The organism is Lacunimicrobium album (assembly GCF_052161635.1).
Taxonomy (GTDB): Bacteria; Planctomycetota; Planctomycetia; order Planctomycetales; family Planctomycetaceae; genus SXPC01.
In genome coordinates this window covers 623,534-642,233 of sequence record NZ_CP197413.1, presented here as the reverse complement: position 1 = coordinate 642,233, position 18,700 = coordinate 623,534, and the positions used below count along the sequence as shown (strand labels likewise).

At 54.6% G+C, this 18,700-nt stretch carries 15 protein-coding genes and 2 tRNA genes; 6 read left to right on the top strand and 11 right to left on the bottom strand.

What is annotated here, in order from left to right:
* The first annotated feature begins 711 nt into the window (after positions 1–711).
* Positions 712–2,298, top strand: a complete 1,587-nt coding sequence (locus SH248x_RS02550; protein ID WP_459556953.1) for an aldehyde dehydrogenase (NADP(+)) — start codon at positions 712–714, stop codon at positions 2,296–2,298.
* Between the two features lie 96 nt (positions 2,299–2,394).
* On the opposite strand, the gene SH248x_RS02545 is transcribed toward SH248x_RS02550, so the two are convergent.
* Positions 2,395–2,745, bottom strand: coding sequence for a 4a-hydroxytetrahydrobiopterin dehydratase (locus SH248x_RS02545; RefSeq protein WP_459556952.1), 351 nt, complete (start codon positions 2,743–2,745; stop codon positions 2,395–2,397).
* A 195-nt stretch (positions 2,746–2,940) separates the two neighbouring features.
* Here SH248x_RS02545 and SH248x_RS02540 point away from each other — a divergent pair, with 195 nt between their 5' ends.
* The gene (locus tag SH248x_RS02540; RefSeq protein WP_459556951.1) at positions 2,941–3,381 is read left to right on the top strand and encodes a DUF1294 domain-containing protein; all 441 of its coding nucleotides are present in this window, start codon (positions 2,941–2,943) and stop codon (positions 3,379–3,381) included.
* A gap of 92 nt (positions 3,382–3,473) precedes the next feature.
* Here SH248x_RS02540 and SH248x_RS02535 read toward each other — a convergent pair whose 3' ends face one another.
* On the bottom strand, positions 3,474–4,268 hold the full coding sequence (locus SH248x_RS02535) for a Clp protease/crotonase-like domain-containing protein (RefSeq protein ID WP_459556950.1): 795 nt from the start codon (positions 4,266–4,268) through the stop codon (positions 3,474–3,476).
* Between the two features lie 75 nt (positions 4,269–4,343).
* Positions 4,344–4,853, bottom strand: coding sequence for a hypothetical protein (locus tag SH248x_RS02530; RefSeq protein ID WP_459556949.1), 510 nt, complete (start codon positions 4,851–4,853; stop codon positions 4,344–4,346).
* Between the two features lie 190 nt (positions 4,854–5,043).
* On the opposite strand from SH248x_RS02530, the gene SH248x_RS02525 reads away from it, so the two are divergent.
* Positions 5,044–5,493, top strand: a complete 450-nt coding sequence (locus SH248x_RS02525) for a hypothetical protein (protein ID WP_459556948.1) — start codon at positions 5,044–5,046, stop codon at positions 5,491–5,493.
* A gap of 266 nt (positions 5,494–5,759) precedes the next feature.
* Here SH248x_RS02525 and metH read toward each other — a convergent pair whose 3' ends face one another.
* Both metH and metF read right to left on the bottom strand, forming a co-directional pair.
* The gene (metH, locus tag SH248x_RS02520) at positions 5,760–9,470 is read right to left on the bottom strand and encodes a methionine synthase (RefSeq protein WP_459556947.1); all 3,711 of its coding nucleotides are present in this window, start codon (positions 9,468–9,470) and stop codon (positions 5,760–5,762) included.
* A gap of 101 nt (positions 9,471–9,571) precedes the next feature.
* Entirely contained in the window at positions 9,572–10,450 is an 879-nt protein-coding gene (gene metF, locus SH248x_RS02515; RefSeq protein WP_459556946.1) for a methylenetetrahydrofolate reductase, read from the bottom strand.
* A 510-nt stretch (positions 10,451–10,960) separates the two neighbouring features.
* Between metF and ahcY the strand changes: the two genes are divergently transcribed.
* From ahcY to SH248x_RS02500, 3 genes are all read left to right on the top strand, one after another.
* Positions 10,961–12,301, top strand: coding sequence for an adenosylhomocysteinase (ahcY, locus tag SH248x_RS02510; protein WP_459556945.1), 1,341 nt, complete (start codon positions 10,961–10,963; stop codon positions 12,299–12,301).
* A gap of 232 nt (positions 12,302–12,533) precedes the next feature.
* Entirely contained in the window at positions 12,534–12,851 is a 318-nt protein-coding gene (locus tag SH248x_RS02505) for a hypothetical protein (protein ID WP_459556944.1), read from the top strand.
* A 172-nt stretch (positions 12,852–13,023) separates the two neighbouring features.
* Positions 13,024–13,761 carry an SDR family oxidoreductase gene (locus tag SH248x_RS02500; RefSeq protein WP_459556943.1) on the top strand — a complete coding sequence of 246 codons (738 nt, stop codon included), beginning with the start codon at positions 13,024–13,026 and terminating at the stop codon, positions 13,759–13,761.
* 24 nt (positions 13,762–13,785) lie between these two features.
* Here SH248x_RS02500 and SH248x_RS02495 read toward each other — a convergent pair whose 3' ends face one another.
* From SH248x_RS02495 to SH248x_RS02470, 6 genes are all read right to left on the bottom strand, one after another.
* On the bottom strand, positions 13,786–14,013 hold the full coding sequence (locus SH248x_RS02495) for a hypothetical protein (RefSeq protein ID WP_459556942.1): 228 nt from the start codon (positions 14,011–14,013) through the stop codon (positions 13,786–13,788).
* Positions 14,014–14,046: 33 nt separating this feature from the next.
* A tRNA-Leu gene (locus SH248x_RS02490) sits at positions 14,047–14,120 on the bottom strand.
* A gap of 21 nt (positions 14,121–14,141) precedes the next feature.
* Positions 14,142–14,215 (bottom strand) — tRNA-Gln (locus SH248x_RS02485).
* 267 nt (positions 14,216–14,482) lie between these two features.
* On the bottom strand, positions 14,483–14,893 hold the full coding sequence (locus SH248x_RS02480; RefSeq protein ID WP_459556941.1) for a hypothetical protein: 411 nt from the start codon (positions 14,891–14,893) through the stop codon (positions 14,483–14,485).
* Positions 14,894–14,905: 12 nt separating this feature from the next.
* A complete protein-coding gene (locus tag SH248x_RS02475) occupies positions 14,906–16,249 on the bottom strand; it encodes a phenylacetate--CoA ligase family protein (RefSeq protein ID WP_459556940.1) in 1,344 nt (447 codons plus the stop codon).
* Positions 16,250–16,438: 189 nt separating this feature from the next.
* Positions 16,439–18,358, bottom strand: a complete 1,920-nt coding sequence (locus SH248x_RS02470; protein WP_459556939.1) for a DNA gyrase/topoisomerase IV subunit B — start codon at positions 18,356–18,358, stop codon at positions 16,439–16,441.
* Between the last annotated feature and the right edge of the window lie 342 nt (positions 18,359–18,700).

The following is an 18,700-nucleotide window of genomic DNA, read 5'->3' as shown; positions in this document are numbered from 1 at the left end:
TTCTCACTTGAAAGGTCCTTTTGGCATCGTCTATACCTGTACTGACCGTGTCGATCAGGGAGGTCACAACATCCCTCTCGGAGCGAATGGGAAAGGTTACCGAGATCAATTGTTCGATCTCACCTTTCCGAGAGTAGACACACGAGAACTTGGAGAGAAGAGAACATGAAAGCATTGCTGAGCATCGCACTGGCCCTGACTATGATCCTGGCCACCAACTCTGCTGAAGCTGGCCGCCGTAAGTGCTGCAAGCCTGTCCGTCACAAACACCACAACAGCTGCTGCGCTCCATCTTGTGGCGCACCATCTTGTGCTGCTCCTTGCGGTTCAGCTTGTGAGCCAGCTTGTGCTGCTCCTTGCACCTCAGGTTGCGGTGCTGCTCCTTGTGCTACCGGCTGCGGCAATGGCTGTGGCGCAACAACAACGACCTACGAAGCTGCTCCAGCTGCTGCCCCAGTCAAGGCAGAAGACGCTCCAGCTCCTCCAGTCGAAGCTGCTAACTAGTTTTGACTGTTGCTTCGAGCGACAGGTTTTGGCCTTCGCTTTGAGTGTACGATCATAGAAACGACCGAAGTTTTCTTCGGTCGTTTTTTTATGCGCGCTCTCCGGGAACACCTGTCAGGTTGATTGCAAGAGAAAGGCTTCGTACGATGGAGATGCAGATTTTCGAACTATCCGCTATTTGACGCCATCGCTTTAGAAATACGCTTCATGCCACAGGTTCATTCCATTCTCGTTGACGGCAAATTTCGCCCCTCTACTGGCTCCGACACCTTCACGGTTAAGAACCCTGCCAGCGGCGAGACTTTTCCAGACATCTTTCCCATCAGCAACTGGACCGATATCGAAGCAGCGCTCGCAGCCGCTGAGAAGGCATTTCACACGGTTGTGAACTGGCCGGGATCGAAGTTCGCGGAGCTTCTTGAGAAGTACGCTGATCGCCTCGATGCACATAAAGATGAAATCTGCCTGCTGGCTCATCAGGAAACGGCGTTCCCCGTTCCGACACGCCTGGCTGGCAATGAATTTCCACGCACGACGAATCAACTCCGCTTAGCCGCCAAGTCAGCACGCGAAGGTTCCTGGCGCATGGCGACAATCGATACGAAAGCCAATATTCGCTCAATGCTTGTCTCACTGGGCCCTGTCGTCGTCATGGGACCGAATAACTTCCCTCTCGCCTACAACGCGATTTCCGGCGGCGACTTCGCCTCGGCGATCGCGACTGGAAATCCGGTCATCGCCAAAGCTCACCCGCTGCATCCTCGCACGAGCATGCGGATGGCGGAACTGGCTCATGAAGTCGCGACTGAGCTTGGCTTCCCGGGTGGATTCATTCAGCAGATTTATCATCTGCCTAATGAGCTGGGCCTGAAAATGCTGTCCGATCGTCGTATCAAAGCCGCTGCGTTTACGGGTTCGCGCAATGCAGGCCTGAAGATCAAAGAAGCCTGCGACACCAATGGCAAACCGGTGTACCTGGAAATGTCGAGCGTCAACCCGGTTTACCTCCTGCCAGGTGCCCTGAGCGAGCGACGCGGAGAACTCGTCGATGAGTTCTCCGGCAGCTGCCTGCTGGGCTCGGGACAATTCTGCACGAATCCCGGCGTCGTCATCCTGTTTGAAAATGCTGACACTCAGCCATTCATCGAGGGTGTGGTCGAGAAATTCAAAGCCTCCGCACCCGTGCCAATGCTCTCCGGTGAGGGACGCGATGGCTTCCACAAGTCTCTGCAATACCTCATCAGCGAAGGCGCCGAACTCCTCTGCGGCGGCAAGGTCGTCGATGGCAGCCACAGCATGCACGAGCCAACACTGCTCAAGGTCACTGGCAAGCAGTTCCTCGCGAAGCCTCATGAATTTCAAAGTGAGGCCTTCGGAGCAAGCTCGCTGTTCGTCGTCGTGAAAGACGCCGCCGAACTTCTCGCCATCACAGCTCACATTCACGGCAGCTTGACGGCATCTGTGTATTCCGCCAAATCAGGTGCCGACGATGAAGTCTACGAGCAACTGTCCGGTCTCCTGACCCGCACGGCTGGCCGTTTCCTCAACGACAAGATGCCTACCGGCGTTGCTGTTTCTCCGGCCATGAACCACGGCGGACCTTTCCCAGCTACGGGCCACCCTCACTTCACAGCCGTCGGCATCCCCGGCTCGCTGCGTCGCTTCGGCATGCTGGTCAGCTACGACAACGTCCGCCCGGAACGTCTCCCTACGGAACTCAAAGACAAAAACCCGGGCGGCGTGTGGCGGTATGTTGATTATGTCTGGACGACCGACGACGCAACGTCTGCTTAAAGAGTTCGTAACCAAAAATTCAAAGAGCACCAGGGTTCACAAAGCTTTTCTTCGTGCCCCTTGGTGCTCTTTGCGACTTCGTGGTGAGTCTTGGTTTTACGCAATCTCATCAATCTTCGCAGCGAGAATAAAATCGTTCTCTGACAGCCCGTTGATGGCGTGCGTGTAAATCTCGACAGAAACCTTGCTGTACGCCAGCCGAATGTCAGGGTGATGCTTTTCGGCTTCAGCAAGTTCGCCGATCTTGTTGACCAGCGCGAGTCCTTCGCGAAAATTCTTCTTCGTAAATGCCTTGTGGATGCGGTCCGGATCTGGCAGATGATCCCATTCGGCCAGTGACGACAGGTGATGCAGGATCTCCTGGCCTTCCAGCTTTGGCACGCCCCCTTCACAGGGCACGCAGTGCTTCTGACGCAGTTCTTCCGTGGTGGCGATCGAATGACTCATGAGGAACTCCTCTTCCAACAGGCGGGATGTCTATTTGGTTTATCTATTCATGTTCTACTCTGGCGCAGGACCAAAGTCGACCGGCAACTTCCGACTCAGAAAGTTCGTTTGAGACTTTCCAAAACAGGCACTTGAAACGAAGATTCAACTGGCTTTAGCCGCACAACCGACAATCACCCCGTCATCAGGACCACCATGCCACGTCGACGCAAACGCATGTCAGCAGCAACCATCTACGGCATCTCCTGCGTCGTCGGAGTCTGCCTCATCATGGGGAGCCTCCGAGCATTGTTCTGGCTGGGGCCGATCATCAGCTATCTGATTGCAGTGAATGTGGTAACGATCGCAGCCTACGGGTACGACAAAGCCATCGCTGGGCATAACTGGACACGAATCCCGGAAAAAATCCTGCACAGCCTCGCGTTACTCGGCGGCTCGCCCGGCGCATTGCTGGCCCAGCGCTGGTTTCGACACAAGACGATCAAGGGATCGTTTCGGCAGGTTTACTGGGCCATCGTCGTGCTGCAGATTCTAGCGCTGATTGGCTACCTCTGGTGGCGCACTCAAGAAGTCCAGGCATCTGCAGAACACCCGACAACACAGCCTGTATTACCGGTGATCCGACCGAGGTCGTAAATGGAAAACCGTGTGTGCCACGGCTGTGTCAGCCGTGCGGCGGCGCGTAAACATCAAATATCAAAACTGCCCCGTCGTAACTGCAACTCAAGTTACTGATGCTTCCAGTTCGGAGCCCGCTTCTGTAGAAACGCTCCGATCCCCTCCTGGGCATCATGAATGAGAGCATTCTGGGTCATCGTTGCATTTGCGTCGCTGTAGGCGGCTGTGGATGTCATGGCGTACTGGCGATAAAAGGCGGCTTTGCCCAGACCAATCGTCGCGGCACTGGCCTGTGTGATCGAACGAGCCAGATCCAGTGTCACCATTTCGAGATCCATCGGATCGACAACCTGATTGATGAGGCCGACATTGGCAGCACGTTCTGCAGAGATCGGCTGACCGGTCAGGAGCATTTCCATCGCGACCTTCGTCGGTACGGATCGCATTAACGGGACCATTGGAGTCGAGCAGAACAAACCGATCTTCACACCGGGCGTCGCAAACGAGGCATTGCGACTGGCGACCGCCAGATCGCACGCTGCAACAAGCTGGCAACCCGCGGCCGTCGCCATGCCCTGCACTTGCGCAATAACCGGTTGAGGCAGCTGTTGAATGCGCTGCATCATGCGAGAACAGTTAGAGAAGATCTGCGCGTACTCTTCTTCCGTACGTCCGTGCATTTCCTTCAGATCATGGCCCGAGCTGAAGACTGTCCCCTTGGACGCGAGAATGATGACGTGAGCCGACTTGTCGTCCGCGAGCGCCGTGAAGGCTGCATCCAGTCCAGCAATCATCTCGACGGAGAGCGCGTTGCGTTTCTCGGGTCGGTTCAGTGTCAGGCGTACGATCGAGTCCGTACGTTCGGCGGTGAGAATATCTGTCGTCAGCGAGTGGATGAGTACCATGAGAGATCCTGAATCGTGATGAGTCGTTGAGACTTCATCATATCGATCCAGTCCGTGAGCGGAAACAGACAGCGATCATCCCGCAACCGACGTCAGGGTCGAAACCTGACTGCTGCCATCCTGTGGAACAAAGATGACAGATTCCGATCGAAACTTGATCCAGAAGCGTTCCTCGTCAGTCAGTGTATGCCAGGTTCCATTGATCCTCATGGCTGTGAGTCGCTTGCCTGCGACATCGTTAGCGAAAATCGCACTCTTGGCCTGCTCTTCTGCTTCGAAGGCAATCGGAAAAATGCGGACTTTGAAACCAGCATGCATCAGGTCATCAACGCGTTTAATCGCCTGTTTCCAGGAATCGAAAGTGATCGACTCGAGCGTCATCTGGTAGCGGGATTTATCAAGCACATATGTCAGCTGTTCGGCTTGATAATGGATGTCATAAATGGACAGGTCAAGGCGATCCGTGACCGCCGGCAGCACGAGGTCAGCTTGGAGCAGGGCATGATCAACCATCGCCTGAGGGTCAGTGCACACGATCCTCAGCAGGACTCGAACGTTAATCAGATCCATCAGTGACACTTTCACGACAACTATCATTGCCTGAATTGAGTACATCGTTGCCGGTCTACTCATCTGATGTACCGAACACGTGTTAAGAAGTTGTGGAAATTTGACGAAAAACTGGAGTTGAGAACGTCAATTCGCGAGTTGCAAAGTCCCTGAGTTTGGTTGAGAATAGAGACTTCCTGACCGTTTGCGCTCGAAGGTGTTATCGATGCTGGTAAAGATGTTGCCGTCACTGATTTTCGGTGGCGGGCTGTTAGTTCTTGGACTGTGGATGATGTCGATGCACCGCCGGTATGCGCGGGTGAATATCAAACTGTCCCCGACTGCTGAGGAGCGGGCGGAACAGCGTTACGTAAGACGACGATTCCTGCGTCGGATGCAGATCTCGGGCATGATCGCTATTGTCGGGATGATGATCCCCGGAGCCGATGCCGCAGTCATCCTCTTGCAGCCGCTCATCGCGACAGTTCTACTGATGCTGATCCTGGCCCTTGTGGGATGGATTGTCTTGCTGACCTTTGGTGACATCTATGAGAGCCGAGGCTTCTCCGCTCGCAGTCAGGCCAAAATCAAGCAACTCAAAAGACACCACGAAGAACTTCAAGACGAACTCGATCGCCACATCCGCAATCGCGAGCAAAATAAAGCGAGCAGTTAAAAACCTGCCATCGGGAGGGCGAGGCTCCGTCCGAGCCGCTGTCCCGCGTTGCACACGATGACGACGGCTCGATGTCGATTTTCACATCTCCTTCTCAGGCCTGAAGGGCCATCATCAATCAGCCCGCGATGAACCCACCCCTTCAGGGTGGTGATTCATCAACTGTCCAAGAACCCAGGATTTCATCCTGGCTGGTAGAAATCGTCCCTTCAGGACGAAGAACACAAGGCCAGATTGCTCTGCTTACGGCTGACGTTGGCAAGTAATCACGAATCGTAACTGAGATTCGGGGCCAGCCAGCGTTCGCAGGTTTCAAGGTCCATCTCCATGGCCTGGGCGTAGCTTTCGACCTGATCTTTGGTGACTCGATCGACCGAGAAATAACGGGCTTCAGGGTGGGCGAAGTACAGACCGGAGACCGAAGATGCGGGCCACATGGCGTAGCTCTCGGTGAGCGTGATGCCGGTATGCGTGGTCGCATCGAGAAGTTCGAAGAGGCGTCCTTTGGGGACGTGGTCCGGGCAGGCGGGGTAGCCGAAGGCAGGGCGGATGCCGCGGTAAGACTCGTCGATGAGCTCTTCGTTCGAGAATGTCTCTGACTTGCCATACTGCCAGTACTTACGGGCCTTGTCGTGCATACACTCGGCGAACGCTTCCGCGAGACGGTCCGCGATCGCTTTGAGCATGATGGACTGGTAGTCGTCATGTTCTTTTTCAAAGCGTACGAGATGCTCGTCGATCCCCTGCCCTGTCGTGACGGCGAAGGCACCGATATGATCGAGGCGACCGGAGTCGACCGGCGCGATATAGTCAGCCAGGCTGCGGTAGTCCTTCTGACCTTTGCGTTCCCATTGCTGACGGAGCATCGGGAATTTACAGATCACTTTTCGCTGGTCGTGAGGCGTGTCGGCTTTTGTCTCGGCTGAGTAAACATAAATTGTGTCGCCGATGGAGTTGGCGGGCCAGAAGCCACAGACGCCACGGGCGGTCAGCCAGTTGTTCTCGATGACCTGATCGAGCATGCGGTTGGCATCTGCGAAGAGTTTCTTGGCTTCTTCGCCGACGTATTCGTCTTCAAAGATTTTCGGGTACTTGCCTCGAAGTTCCCAGGTCGAAAAGAACGGAGACCAGTCGATGTAGTCTCGCAGTTCGGTCAACGGGAAGTTCTGGAACGAGCGAAGCCCGACGAATTCGGGAGTCGGAAGTTCCACAGTCGACCAGTCAGTCGCGAAGCGTTTTTCCAGCGCATCCGCATAGGAGACGAGCGTTTTCTGCTGACGGGCGGCGAATTGTTCGCGTTCCTTTTCCTGGGCGATCTTGTATTGCGCGATGTACGCGTCTTTCTTGTCCTTATCGAGGAGTTTCTCGACCACAGGCACAGAGAGGGAAGCATCGACGACGTGAACGACCGCCTGATCATAGTGGGGCGCGATCTTCACCGCCGTGTGACGCGAAGAGGTCGTCGCACCGCCGATGAGCAGCGGGATCGTCATCCCGCGACGCTTCATCTCCTTGGCGACGAACATCATCTCCTCCAGCGAAGGGGTGATCAGACCAGAGAGGCCAATGATGTCGACCCCTTCCGCGACGGCGGTGTCGAGGATCTTATCCGCGGGCACCATGACGCCGAGGTCGAGGACTTCGAAGTTGTTGCAGCGGAGCACGACCGCAACGATGTTCTTGCCGATATCGTGGACATCCCCTTTGACAGTCGCGATCAGAAATTTTCCACGCGAGGTTGAGGTGTCCCCAGCTGCTTTTTCTGCTTCCATGAAAGGCATCAGGTAGGCGACCGACTTCTTCATTACGCGGGCACTCTTGACGACCTGCGGCAGGAACATCTTCCCCTGGCCGAACAGCTCGCCAACGACGTTCATGCCGTCCATGAGCGGGCCCTGGATGACGTCGAGAGGGCGCGGATAAAGCTGACGAGCTTCTTCGGTATCAGGATCAATGTAGTCGGTAATGCCTTTGAGCAGGGCATGCTGAAGGCGTTCCTGAACGGTCCCCTGACGCCAGGCCTGTTCCGAAACGGCATCTTTTTCTTTGCCCTTCGATTTGACCTTCTCAGCGTATTCGATCATCCGTTCGGTCGCGTCTTCGCGTCGGTTGAGAAGGACGTCTTCGATGTGGCTGAGCAGCTCTTTGTCGATCTCGTCATAGACTTCCAGCTGACTGGAGTTGACGATCCCCATATCGAGGCCCGCCTGAATCGCGTGATACAGGAAGGCTGCGTTCATGGCTTCACGGACGACATCGTTACCTCGGAAGGAGAACGAGACGTTACTGACTCCGCCCGAGGTCTTGGCACCCGGGCAGACTTTCTTGATCTCACGAACCGCGTTGAAAAACTCGACGGCGTAATTGTTGTGTTCTTCCATCCCTGTCGCGACGGTCAGAATGTTGCAGTCGAAGATGATGTCTTCGGGAGGGAAGCCCGCCTTCTGAGTCAGCAGGTCGTAGCTGCGTTTACAGATCGCGACTTTGTGATCGGCTTCGGCGGCCTGACCATGTTCATCGAAGGCCATCACGACGACAGCGGCACCGTAGCGACGAATTGTGTCGGCCTGCTGGAGGAACTTCTCTTCCCCTTCTTTGAGGGAGATCGAGTTGACGATCGCCTTTCCCTGGACGCATTTCAGGCCCGCCTCGATGACTTCGAACTTCGAGCTGTCGACCATGATGGGGACGGAGATGTCACCATCGTCGGAGAGCAGGTTGAGGAACTTCTGCATGCACGCGACGGAGTCGAGTAGACCCTCGTCCATGTTGACGTCGATGACGTTGGCGCCCCCTTCGATCTGCTCACGAGCAATGCTGAGGGCTTCGTCGTACTTCTCCTCACGGATCAGTCGGGCAAACTTGCGCGAACCGGTGACGTTGGTCCGCTCGCCGATCATGATGAAGTTGGACTCGGGACGGATCTCCAGACGCTCGAGACCCGAGTAGTTCGAGTAATGAGGTTTGCTGACCTTCTTGCGGGAAGGCATCCCTTCGACCGCTTCAGCGATCTTGCGGATGTATTCGGGAGTTGTGCCGCAGCAGCCACCGACGATGTTGACCCACCCATTCTCAGCGTATTCGCGGATGACCTGGGAAAATTCGGTTGGATTCGAATCGAACCCGCCCATCCCGTCGGGCATCCCGGCGTTGGGATAGCAGCTGAGGTAACAGTCGACGAGTCCCGACATCGACTCGACGAACGGCCTCATCTGCTTGGGACCGAGGGCACAGTTCAGGCCGATGCTGAAGAGGGGGAAGTGGGAGACCGAAGTATAAAACGCTTCGACTGTTTGGGCTGTCAGAGAGCGGCCCGTATCGAAGATTGTCCCCGAAACCATGACTGGGACACTGCGTCCCTTCTCTTCGAAGACCTGACGGATCGCGAACAGACACGACTTCATATTGAGCGTGTCAAAGCTCGTCTCGGGGAGCAGAATATCGACACCACCATCCATCATGCCACGGATTTGTTCGGCGTACGAGGCAACCATCTGCTCGAAACTGACGGGACGAATACCGGGATGGTCAGCGTTCATCGACAGCAGGACCTTCGTCGGCCCGATGCTCCCCGCGACGAAGCGTGGCTTGCCGGGAGTACGCTTGGTCATGGCTTCGGTTTCGCGCTTGGCGATCTCGATCGCGGTCTTATTGACTTCGTACGTCAGGTCGGCGAGCTGGAATTCTTCCATCGTCAACACGTTGCCATTGAACGTGTTCGTCTCGATGATGTCGGAGCCGGCTTCCAGGTACGTGCGGTGGATCTTCGCGATCATCTCGGGCTGAGTCAGGTTCAGCACGTCGACGTTATTTTTGAGGTCGACGGGATGCGATTTGAAACGCTGAGCGCGGTAGTCTTCTTCCGTGGGCTTATAGCTCATGATCAATGAGCCCATGGAACCATCGAGCAGGAGAATCCGTTCGTCGAGAATCTGTTGCAGCTGACCAAGAACGGGAGAGGTCGAAACGTTTTGCATCTTGTCGTGGTCTCTAAAAATCAAGCCCCCAGTGAAATACCGGGGGCAAATGAAATAGCAGGACGATTCAACGTCCTGCAAAGTCGATCAGCAATACAATTTCAGACAACCGGGGCGATGCCAAGTTCGCCCAGAATTCGCTCGCAGGCATGCGACTTGTTGAGTGCATAGAAGTGAATTCCTGGCACCCCTGCCTCCATCAACTCGCGGCATTGGTCGATGGCATAAGTGACGCCGACTTCGAACTGTCCCTGGAGATCATCCTGGACGGCTTCGAGCTTCGAAGCCAGTTCGATCGGAATCACCGAACCGCACATCGCAGTGATGCGTTTGATACGGGCGAATTCCGTGATGGGCATGATTCCCGGAACAATCGGAATCGTGATCCCAACCTGCTCGCAGCGATCGCGGAAACGGAGAAACGATTCATTGCTGAAGAACAGCTGCGTGAATGCTGCATCGGCACCGGCATCAATCTTCTGCTTGAGGTATTTGAGGTCGGTGTCAGCACAGGTCGCTTCGGGGTGTTTTTCCGGATAGGCGGCAACGCCGATTCCCATGTCTGAGAAATGCTCGCGGATCATGGCAACCAGTTCATTGGCATTGCCCAGGCCGTTTTCAACCTTCTGAAACGACTCCGAACCTTTCGGTGCGTCGCCGCGAAGGGCCATGATGTTGTTAACACCAGCCGCACGAGCCTTGGTGATCCAGTCGATCAGGTCCTGTCGTGTCGAGCCGACACAGGTCAGGTGAGCCATGACGGGAGTGTTGTATTCGTCCTGAATGCGTTGGCACAGTTCAAGCGTCCGGGCCTGCGTACTGCCGCCGGCGCCGTAGGTACAAGAGATAAAGCCGGGCTTATAGGGAGCCAACTGGCTGAGGGTCTCAAAGAGACTGACATCCCCGTCAGCGTTCTTAGGCGGGAAGATTTCGATGGAGATGTTGAATGGGTGAGATTTCAGTATCGATTTGAGCGACATATTTGACCTGAGAAACTGGCCTCCCGATAAAACGGGAGTGGGGCAGAGTAAGGATGGTGTTGTGTGAAATGACAGCAACCAGCCTTCGTCGGCGACACGATCATCAACATCGTGAACGACGATCAGCGGCGAAGTGTAACATGTTCACACTATGGATTCTACGTTCCATCAGACCTCGTCGGCAAATCGACTTGGCTCTGTCCGTCCGTAGACGGCCAGACCGCAAAATGGAAATTTTTTAAACAGGGCCAGTGAAAATTCGTACGAGTTTGCGGATAAGTGCTTCTGGATCGCCAGTGAAGCGATCAGATGACTGTTGTTGTCTGTTCAGTTTCAGAGTGAATTTCGATTGAAGTTCGGCCTGATTTTCACTATGACTTTACCTTGCGGACCGTCGCATATCGAAGTCGTGATCGACTTTACGTCCAACTGCCCAGACAAAAAATTATCTGTTTGGCGTTCGCACATTCACACGACCCCGCTTCCCTTTCTTTCAAGGACTGATCACTGATGTCGTCTGCATCCGCACCTGTCGAAATTCTTCCGTACAAAGTCGCGAACATGAACCTGGCCGAATTCGGCCGCAAGCAGATCGAACTGGCTGAAAATGAAATGCCAGGTTTGATGTCGATCCGCAACAAGCACAAAGCAGATAAGCCGCTGGCGGGTGCCCGTATCGCCGGGTGTCTTCACATGACTGTCCAGACCGCTGTTCTGATCGAAACTCTGATCGACCTGGGCGCCAAGGTCCGCTGGTCGAGCTGTAACATTTTCTCAACTCAAGACGAAGCCGCTGCTGCGATCGCTGCTGCTGGCATCCCTGTTTTCGCCTGGAAGGGCGAGACCAACGAAGAATTCGACTGGTGTATCGAGCAGACACTCTTCTTCGATGACGGCGAGCCTCTCAACATGATCCTCGACGATGGTGGCGACCTGACCATCATGGTTCACGAAAAATACCCAGAACTGCTCAAAGGCATCAAAGGCCTGTCCGAAGAAACAACGACCGGCGTTCACCGCCTCGTCACAATGTTCAAAGAAGGCAAGCTCGGCGTGCCAGCCATCAACGTCAACGACTCAGTCACCAAGAGCAAGTTCGACAACCTCTACGGCTGCCGCGAATCACTGGCCGATGGCATCAAGCGTGCAACAGACATCATGATCGCCGGTAAGGTCGTTGTTGTCTGCGGTTTCGGCGACGTCGGTAAAGGCTGTGCCGATGCAATGCGTGGCCTGGGTGCTCGCGTCATCGTCACCGAGATCGACCCGATCTGTGCCCTGCAAGCCGCGATGGAAGGTTATCAGGTCACGACCGTTGATGATGTCGCTTCAACAGCCGACATCTTCGTCACGACGACCGGTAACATCGACGTCATCCGCAGCGAACACCTCGACAAGATGAAGAACGACGTCATCGTCTGCAACATCGGTCACTTCGACAGCGAAATCCAGATCGCTTACCTCAACAACCGCAAAGACATCAAGAAGATTACGATCAAGAAAGACTCCGATGTCGGCGGTCCAGTTCACAAGTACGTCTACCCAGACGGCAAGGCGATCCTGGTCCTGGCTGAAGGCCGCCTGGTCAACCTCGGTTGTGCAACCGGTCACCCATCATTCGTGATGTCCAACAGCTTCACGAATCAGGTCCTGGCACAGCTCGAACTGTGGCAAAACCATGAAAGCTACGAAATCGGCGTCTACGTCCTGCCAAAACACCTCGACGAAGAAGTCGCCCGCCTGCACCTGGAAAAACTCGGCGTCAAACTGACCCAACTGACCGACGCCCAGGCCAAATACATCGGCGTCGAAATGAACGGTCCGTACAAGCCTGAGCATTATCGTTACTAAGAACGTGACACAGGCTTTTGTCTGTGAATCACTCGATCATGAAAAACGCCGTCTCTTTGGGGACGGCGTTTTTTTTAGAGTTTGAACTGCAGTAATTCAGAATTGATAATAAACTCAATAGCACACCGCTCAGATTAGCACTCGACTAAAATAGGCTGCCTAGACATCGTTATATTTCTTGACACCAATTGCATGCTGCTGATCTGTGACTCTCAAAAATTGGCATAAGCGAATGGGACAATCAAATGATTCCCTGCAAGCAGGAGAGAAATTACTCTCGTCCGGCCTAAAAGACCTCGGACGCGGCACACTCATTTTATGGGCTATCATTATTCTCGCGACCTTTGTTCATTCAAGATTTGCAGGCTTTGCGTTCTCTCTTGCCAGTGTGACCTATCTCTTGCTCAGCTTGGTCACGCTCTGTAAAGCCATCTACTTCCGAGACATAGTCTCGCTGGCTGCAGTCTTCATCTTCGGCTGCCTCAACTTCATTTTAATTTATCCTTACGTTTTTCTGCTTCTCTCAATCTACGGGCTTCAAAAAATCTGAACACGACGTGTATTCGACGTGATTTCTCATGATTGGATAATCACATCTCTCTAGAAAACGTGAGAAGAGATACAGGCACTATCCTGAACCTTCTCATCACCATATTGTCGAGGTGCTTGTCTCAACAATAATTATTGGAAATTCGTTTCCCCCTCTCTGAGCAGGTATCAACATGCCAAGTTCACAACGTTCCGTCATCATCACCGGTTCCTCTCGTGGTATTGGGCGGGCGATTGCGGTTAAGCTCGGCGGCGAAGGGTATGCCGTGACGGTGAACTATGCCTCCGGCAAAGGGCCTGCGGAGGAAGTGGTGGCTGAGATTGTCAAGAATGGGGGTCGGGCGATCGGGGTGCAGGGGGATGTCTCGAAAGCTGCTGATGTGGCGAAGCTGTTTGATGAGACCGAGAAGGCGTTCGGCAGCGTCGATGGGCTGGTCAATAACGCGGGCGTACTGGCGATGAAGAATGTCGTCGAGACGAGCGAAGCAGACTATGACCGAATGTTTGATATCAATGTCAAAGGGACATTTCTGACGCTCAAAGAAGCGGCCAAGCGATTGTCGGATGGCGGTCGAATCATCAACTTTTCGACCAGCGCGCTGCACTTAAAATTACCAGCCTACGCGACCTATTGTGCGACGAAAGCGGCTGTCGAGGTCTATACGCAGATCCTGGCCAAAGAATTGAAAGGGCGAAACATCACCGTCAATGCCGTCGCGCCAGGACCAGTTGCGACGGAGCTCTTTTTCGAGGGTAAGTCAGAAGAACTGGTGAAGCAGCTGGCGAGCCTAAATCCGTTTAACCGTTTGGGTGAGCCGGATGATATCGCGAACGTCGTTTCGTTTCTGCTCAGTCCCAATGCAACATGGATCAATGGGCAGACGATTCGCGCCAACGGCGGTATGGCTTGAAGTGGCACCATTTTCGGTGACTGGTCACGTCAAGCCACCGCAGCCGCATAGAGCTGGCATGCAGTGGCGTTCATCGCAGTCTCGCTTTTGAAAGACGAATGCTTCCGTTGCGAGATGCGGAATCTGTCGTTGGCTGGCTGCATGCTGGCGGATGTGGTTTTGCGGGGCACGCTGTTCTGGTTGACCGCGAACCAGGGTCGCAGACTGAATGCGTCCGCCGGGGCCTTCGATGAAAAACACTTGCCAAGTCATAAGTTCTCTCCTGTTGTGCATAATGCTGTTGAGTGGCTCAGGTGGGACTCGAACCCACAGCAGCCTTGATTCTGAGTCAAGGTGGTCTGCCAATTGCCTACCGAGCCGGGAAAGGTGATCCGTGTTGATAGCGGGAGCCGGAATCGAACCGGCGCCTCCGGGTTCAGAGCCCGGTGTCACTGCCAGCAGCAACTACCCCGCGATGTTGTGAATGATTCATCAGTATCAGACGCCGCGCACAAAAAGAGCCCGGCGTCATCCGAGTGACACCGGGCTCTTCGTTGATTCAAAGGGCTCGCGGGGTCACAAGCAGTGTTGTTCGAGATTGTATTGAGGCAGATTGCAATCTGCCTGGGATGTTGAAAGTTGACGACTCACCTGGAACTCCAAGGTTTTGTTTCGTAAAGAGATTGAGCATTCGTCCTGTAAGACGAAGAACTCGTTCACAAAGTTCACCGCAATTCAAAAATTATTCTGGAATCTGACTGACATTTTTCTTCACGGCGTAAGCCTCGACTTCGAAGACGTTGTCGCGGTAAGGGCGTTTTCCCTGCCACCAAGCGACCAGAGAGGCTGCCAGATAGACCGGCAGAAAGATCACTCCCCAGCGTTCAAACTGACGCACATGCACGCGCTCATGCTCACGCGTAAAATCAATCGCAGCTTCCGATTGACCGATGACAACATGTCCGATCGTCGCCGCCAGAACATCCCCAAAACCAGGCGGCAAGCAGGCGACCAGAAACGTCGTAAACCCACCCCAGCATTCAAAGACACCATAACGAAGCCTCATCTTACCGCCGCTGAGCACGCCGACTGACCCGATCAACAACCCGAGAAGCGTGTACGGGGCGGGCCAGAGGTACTTCAGAAACGTCATTACCGGTTTCATCTAGTCGAGTCTCACCAGACGTCGACCCTTGAGCTCAAAACGTGGCAATTCGCCTGCTGCGACTCGTTTTAGATCCGGCTGGAAGTTGAGGCGGTCTTTGATCGTGGCATGGAGACGCTTCATGAAATTGACTTCACCCAGGTTCTCAAACGTCGGCTGCAATTCGACTTCGATGAGCATCTGCTTCATGCTGCGTTGTGTGCTGACGGTCATACGGTACTCGACGATTTCGGGAAACTCACGCAGGACCGCTTCGATGCTCGAAGGATAGACGTTGTTGCCGCGGATCGTGACCATGTCGTCGACTCGCCCGAGCACACCCCCTTCAAGACGCAGAAAGCTGCACCCACAGGGGGAAGGTGATGTCGACGGGCGAACTAAATCCCCAGTGCGGTAACGGATCAGTGGATTGCCCCATCGTCCCAGGTTGGTGATGACGAGTTCGCCAACCTGGCCTGGTTCGACAAACTGCCCCGTGGCGGGATCGATGACCTCGGGGATCGCCTGGGTTTCGAGGATGTAAAGATTGCCGGGATCGCCGTGAGGTTCAATGCCGAGCGAACCGATTTCGGTCATGCCCCAGTGATCATAAACGCGAGCCCCCCAGGCGGATTCAATTTTCTCTCTCGTCGCGGGAATGTTTCCGCCCGGTTCCCCTGCGACGATGATTGCGCGGACATGCGAGGACCTGATGTCGATCCCTTCCTGTGCAGCGACTTCAACCATGCGCAGTGCATACGTCGGCGTGCAGCAGATGACGGTGCATTGCTGGTCGAGAATCAAACGAATCCGAGCCGTCGTTGAGAGGCCGCCCGCGGGGATTGTCAGGTTGCCGTTTTGCGTCGCTCCTTCGAACGCAGCCCAGAAGCCAATGAAAGGGCCAAAGGAGAACGGGAAGCAGAAGCGGTCATCACAGGTGATTTCGACCGCATGGTAGATCAGCTTCCAGCAGTCCATGAACCAGGACCAGCTGGCATGCGTGTCCATCCAGACAAGAGGTCGGCCGGTCGTCCCGGACGTCTGATGGAAGCGGGCGTAACTGGTTGTCGGGTAAGTGAGGTTACTGCCATAGGGAGGATGGGCGTTGAAGTCGCCGACGATCTCCTGCTTGGTGATTAGTGGCAGCGAGGCCAGATCGTTGATTGATCTGACTTGGGCCGGGTCGATTCCCGCTTGTTGAAATCGAGATGTCCAGAATCGATTGGCAGGAACGATCTGAGCCAGCAGCGCCTTCAGCTTCAAGTTCTGAATGTCTCGAAGATCTTCTCGCGAACAAAGCCACTCGCGTGAAACAGAGTCATCAGCAGTCTTCATCGTCGTGTGCATGCTCAAAGTATTTCGCATGAACGACTTTGAATCAACCGAAGAAAGAAGGTTGGAACGCAGAGGGCGCGGAGAAGAAGTCCAGATTCAACGCAAAGTCGCGATGACGCAAAGGGAAATGAGAGCCAAAAGTTCTCTTGCTCAGAACTCTGCGATCTCTGCTTCACTCTGTTCTCTCTGCGTTCCAACTCCCCAATACTTGTTGTTCACCTAAACGTCCACGTCATCCACCAGGCTGGCTTCATCCATGATGATCTTGTAGCGCTCGGCTGGGTCTTTGCCAAGAAGCTGGTAGAAGGTTTTCTCGGCTTCGATCAGGCTTTCGATTTCGACTTTGAGCAGGGTACGCGTGGAACGATCCAGCGTGGTTTCTTTCAGCTGGGCAGCGTTCATCTCTCCCAGACCTTTGAACCGGCTGATCTCGTACTTCCGATTGGCTGGCAGGCTGGCGAGGATCTCTTCTTTGTGCAGGTCGTCTTGGGCGTAGTGACTCTGCGAACCAACAGCGATCCGAAACAGCGGCGGTTGTGCCAGGAAGACTTTCGACTGTCGGATCAACTCCGGCATGTGTCGGAAGAAGAAGGTCAACAGCAGCGTACTGATGTGATAACCATCACTATCAGCATCCATGAGAAGAATGATCTTGTGGTAGCGAAGTCGCGTGATATCGAAGCTGTTACCAACACCAGTGCCGAGCGTTTCGACAAGGTCTTTGATTTCCTGGCTGCCGAGTGCCTTCGATGTTTGCAATGACTCCGTATTCAGGATCTTTCCTCTCAGCGGCAAGACGGCCTGACGATCGCTATCGCGGCCCATCACGGCTGTTCCACCGGCTGACTGCCCTTCGACGATAAATAACTCTGATTCTTCAGGATTTCCAGATCGGCAATCAATGAGCTTTCCCGGAAGATTCGTCTTACGAGTACCGGGCGTCTTGCGTCGAACTTCCGCCTGGGCTTCGCGCGAGGCCAGACGAGCCCGAGCCGCCATCATGATTCGGCCAACAATCGCATCCGCGATTTTCGAGTTGTTGTTGAGCCACGTTTCGAGGGCAGGACGAATGGCTGATTCCACCATGGAGGCCATTTCGGGGTTGTTCAGCTTCTCTTTGGTCTGCCCCTGGAACATCGGGTCATTATGAAACGCAGACAGCACACCCAGTAGACCTTCGCGAATATCCTCCGCCGTGATGACGAGGTTCTTCTGCTTGATGTCGTGGATGTCCATGTAATTCTTGACGGCTTTCGCGACCCCGGATCGCAAGCCGTTGAGGTGCGTACCGCCACCATGAGTACGAATCCCGTTCACATAGCTGCGGACGTTCTCATCAGTCGCATCGGTCCAGCGGAAGGCGGCTTCGACTTTGATCGGGCCATCTTCTTTGACGATGGAGAAGATCTGCTCGTGAGTCGCGGTCTTCTTTTCGTCGGTCGTCAGTTTGTCGAGATAGGCGATGATTCCGTCCGGATGGTGGAACTCGATCGTTTCTTTCTTGGCTTCATCGAAGAATGTGATCTTCAAACCACCATGAACGAACGAGATATCTTCGAGGTGTTGCTTGATCGTGTCTGAATTGAACGCCGTGCGTCGGAAGATCTCTTCATCGGGACGAAAGAAGATCGCGGTGCCGTGTCCACGAAATGGGCGGACGGTTTTGACAGGGGTCGTCGGTTTACCCCGCTTGTAGCGTTGCTGGTATTCATTGCCATCGCGCTGAACGGTCGCGACCATCTCTTCGGAAAGGGCATTGACGACTGAAGAACCGACGCCGTGAAGACCGCCGGAACGCAGGTAGTTTTTGTCTGAGAATTTCCCGCCGGCGTGGAGGGTCGTCAGGATGACTTCGAGGGCCGACTTTTTCAGCTTCGGGTGCGGATCGACAGGGATGCCACGTCCGTTGTCGACGACCGTGATCGAGCTGTTGTCTTTGTGCAGCGTGATCTTGATCTCGTTGGCATGCCCTGCAAGGTATTCATCGACGGAGTTATCGACAATTTCCCAGATCAGGTGGTGCAACCCGCGGACATCGACTCCGCCGATGTACATCGAAGGACGACGTCGAACCGCCTCCAGACCTTCGAGGACTTCGATATCAGCGCCGGTGTAGTTTGAAGTATTCGCCGTCGACATGGTGTTGTTGACTTCCTTGCATTCCCGTAGGGTCCGCTTTTCGGACCGTGAAGTTATCTCTTCCAGGCTGGTTAAAAATCAGTCTGTCGAGTTCATTGTTGCCGCTACCGACTTTTCCGGCAACTCCATCATGTGTTCGCTGCCTGGGATGGGCAGCTCGCTCCACTCAAGCCAGCTGCATCGCCCCTTGCAGGGACATCCCCACTTCCCTGCTGACGATGTTGATCAATCCCGGGGCATGATCATCGAATTCACGTTCCGCACTACGGGCCGATGAAGAGTTCGCTCGATAGCTGCCTTCTCCCCCCGGGAGAAGGTGGCCGAAGGCCGGATGAGGGAATC

Bases quoted from the DNA above. Each gene is read 5' to 3' on its own strand.
- SH248x_RS02550 (WP_459556953.1), top strand. From the start codon at position 712: ATGCCACAGGTTCATTCCATTCTCGTTGACGGCAAATTTCGCCCCTCT.
- SH248x_RS02545 (WP_459556952.1), bottom strand. From the start codon at position 2,745: ATGAGTCATTCGATCGCCACCACGGAAGAACTGCGTCAGAAGCACTGC.
- SH248x_RS02540 (WP_459556951.1), top strand. From the start codon at position 2,941: ATGCCACGTCGACGCAAACGCATGTCAGCAGCAACCATCTACGGCATC.
- SH248x_RS02535 (WP_459556950.1), bottom strand. From the start codon at position 4,268: ATGGTACTCATCCACTCGCTGACGACAGATATTCTCACCGCCGAACGT.
- SH248x_RS02525 (WP_459556948.1), top strand. From the start codon at position 5,044: ATGCTGGTAAAGATGTTGCCGTCACTGATTTTCGGTGGCGGGCTGTTA.
- metH (WP_459556947.1), bottom strand. From the start codon at position 9,470: ATGCAAAACGTTTCGACCTCTCCCGTTCTTGGTCAGCTGCAACAGATT.
- metF (WP_459556946.1), bottom strand. From the start codon at position 10,450: ATGTCGCTCAAATCGATACTGAAATCTCACCCATTCAACATCTCCATC.
- ahcY (WP_459556945.1), top strand. From the start codon at position 10,961: ATGTCGTCTGCATCCGCACCTGTCGAAATTCTTCCGTACAAAGTCGCG.
- SH248x_RS02505 (WP_459556944.1), top strand. From the start codon at position 12,534: ATGGGACAATCAAATGATTCCCTGCAAGCAGGAGAGAAATTACTCTCG.
- SH248x_RS02500 (WP_459556943.1), top strand. From the start codon at position 13,024: ATGCCAAGTTCACAACGTTCCGTCATCATCACCGGTTCCTCTCGTGGT.
- SH248x_RS02495 (WP_459556942.1), bottom strand. From the start codon at position 14,013: ATGACTTGGCAAGTGTTTTTCATCGAAGGCCCCGGCGGACGCATTCAG.
- SH248x_RS02480 (WP_459556941.1), bottom strand. From the start codon at position 14,893: ATGACGTTTCTGAAGTACCTCTGGCCCGCCCCGTACACGCTTCTCGGG.
- SH248x_RS02475 (WP_459556940.1), bottom strand. From the start codon at position 16,249: ATGCGAAATACTTTGAGCATGCACACGACGATGAAGACTGCTGATGAC.
- SH248x_RS02470 (WP_459556939.1), bottom strand. From the start codon at position 18,358: ATGTCGACGGCGAATACTTCAAACTACACCGGCGCTGATATCGAAGTC.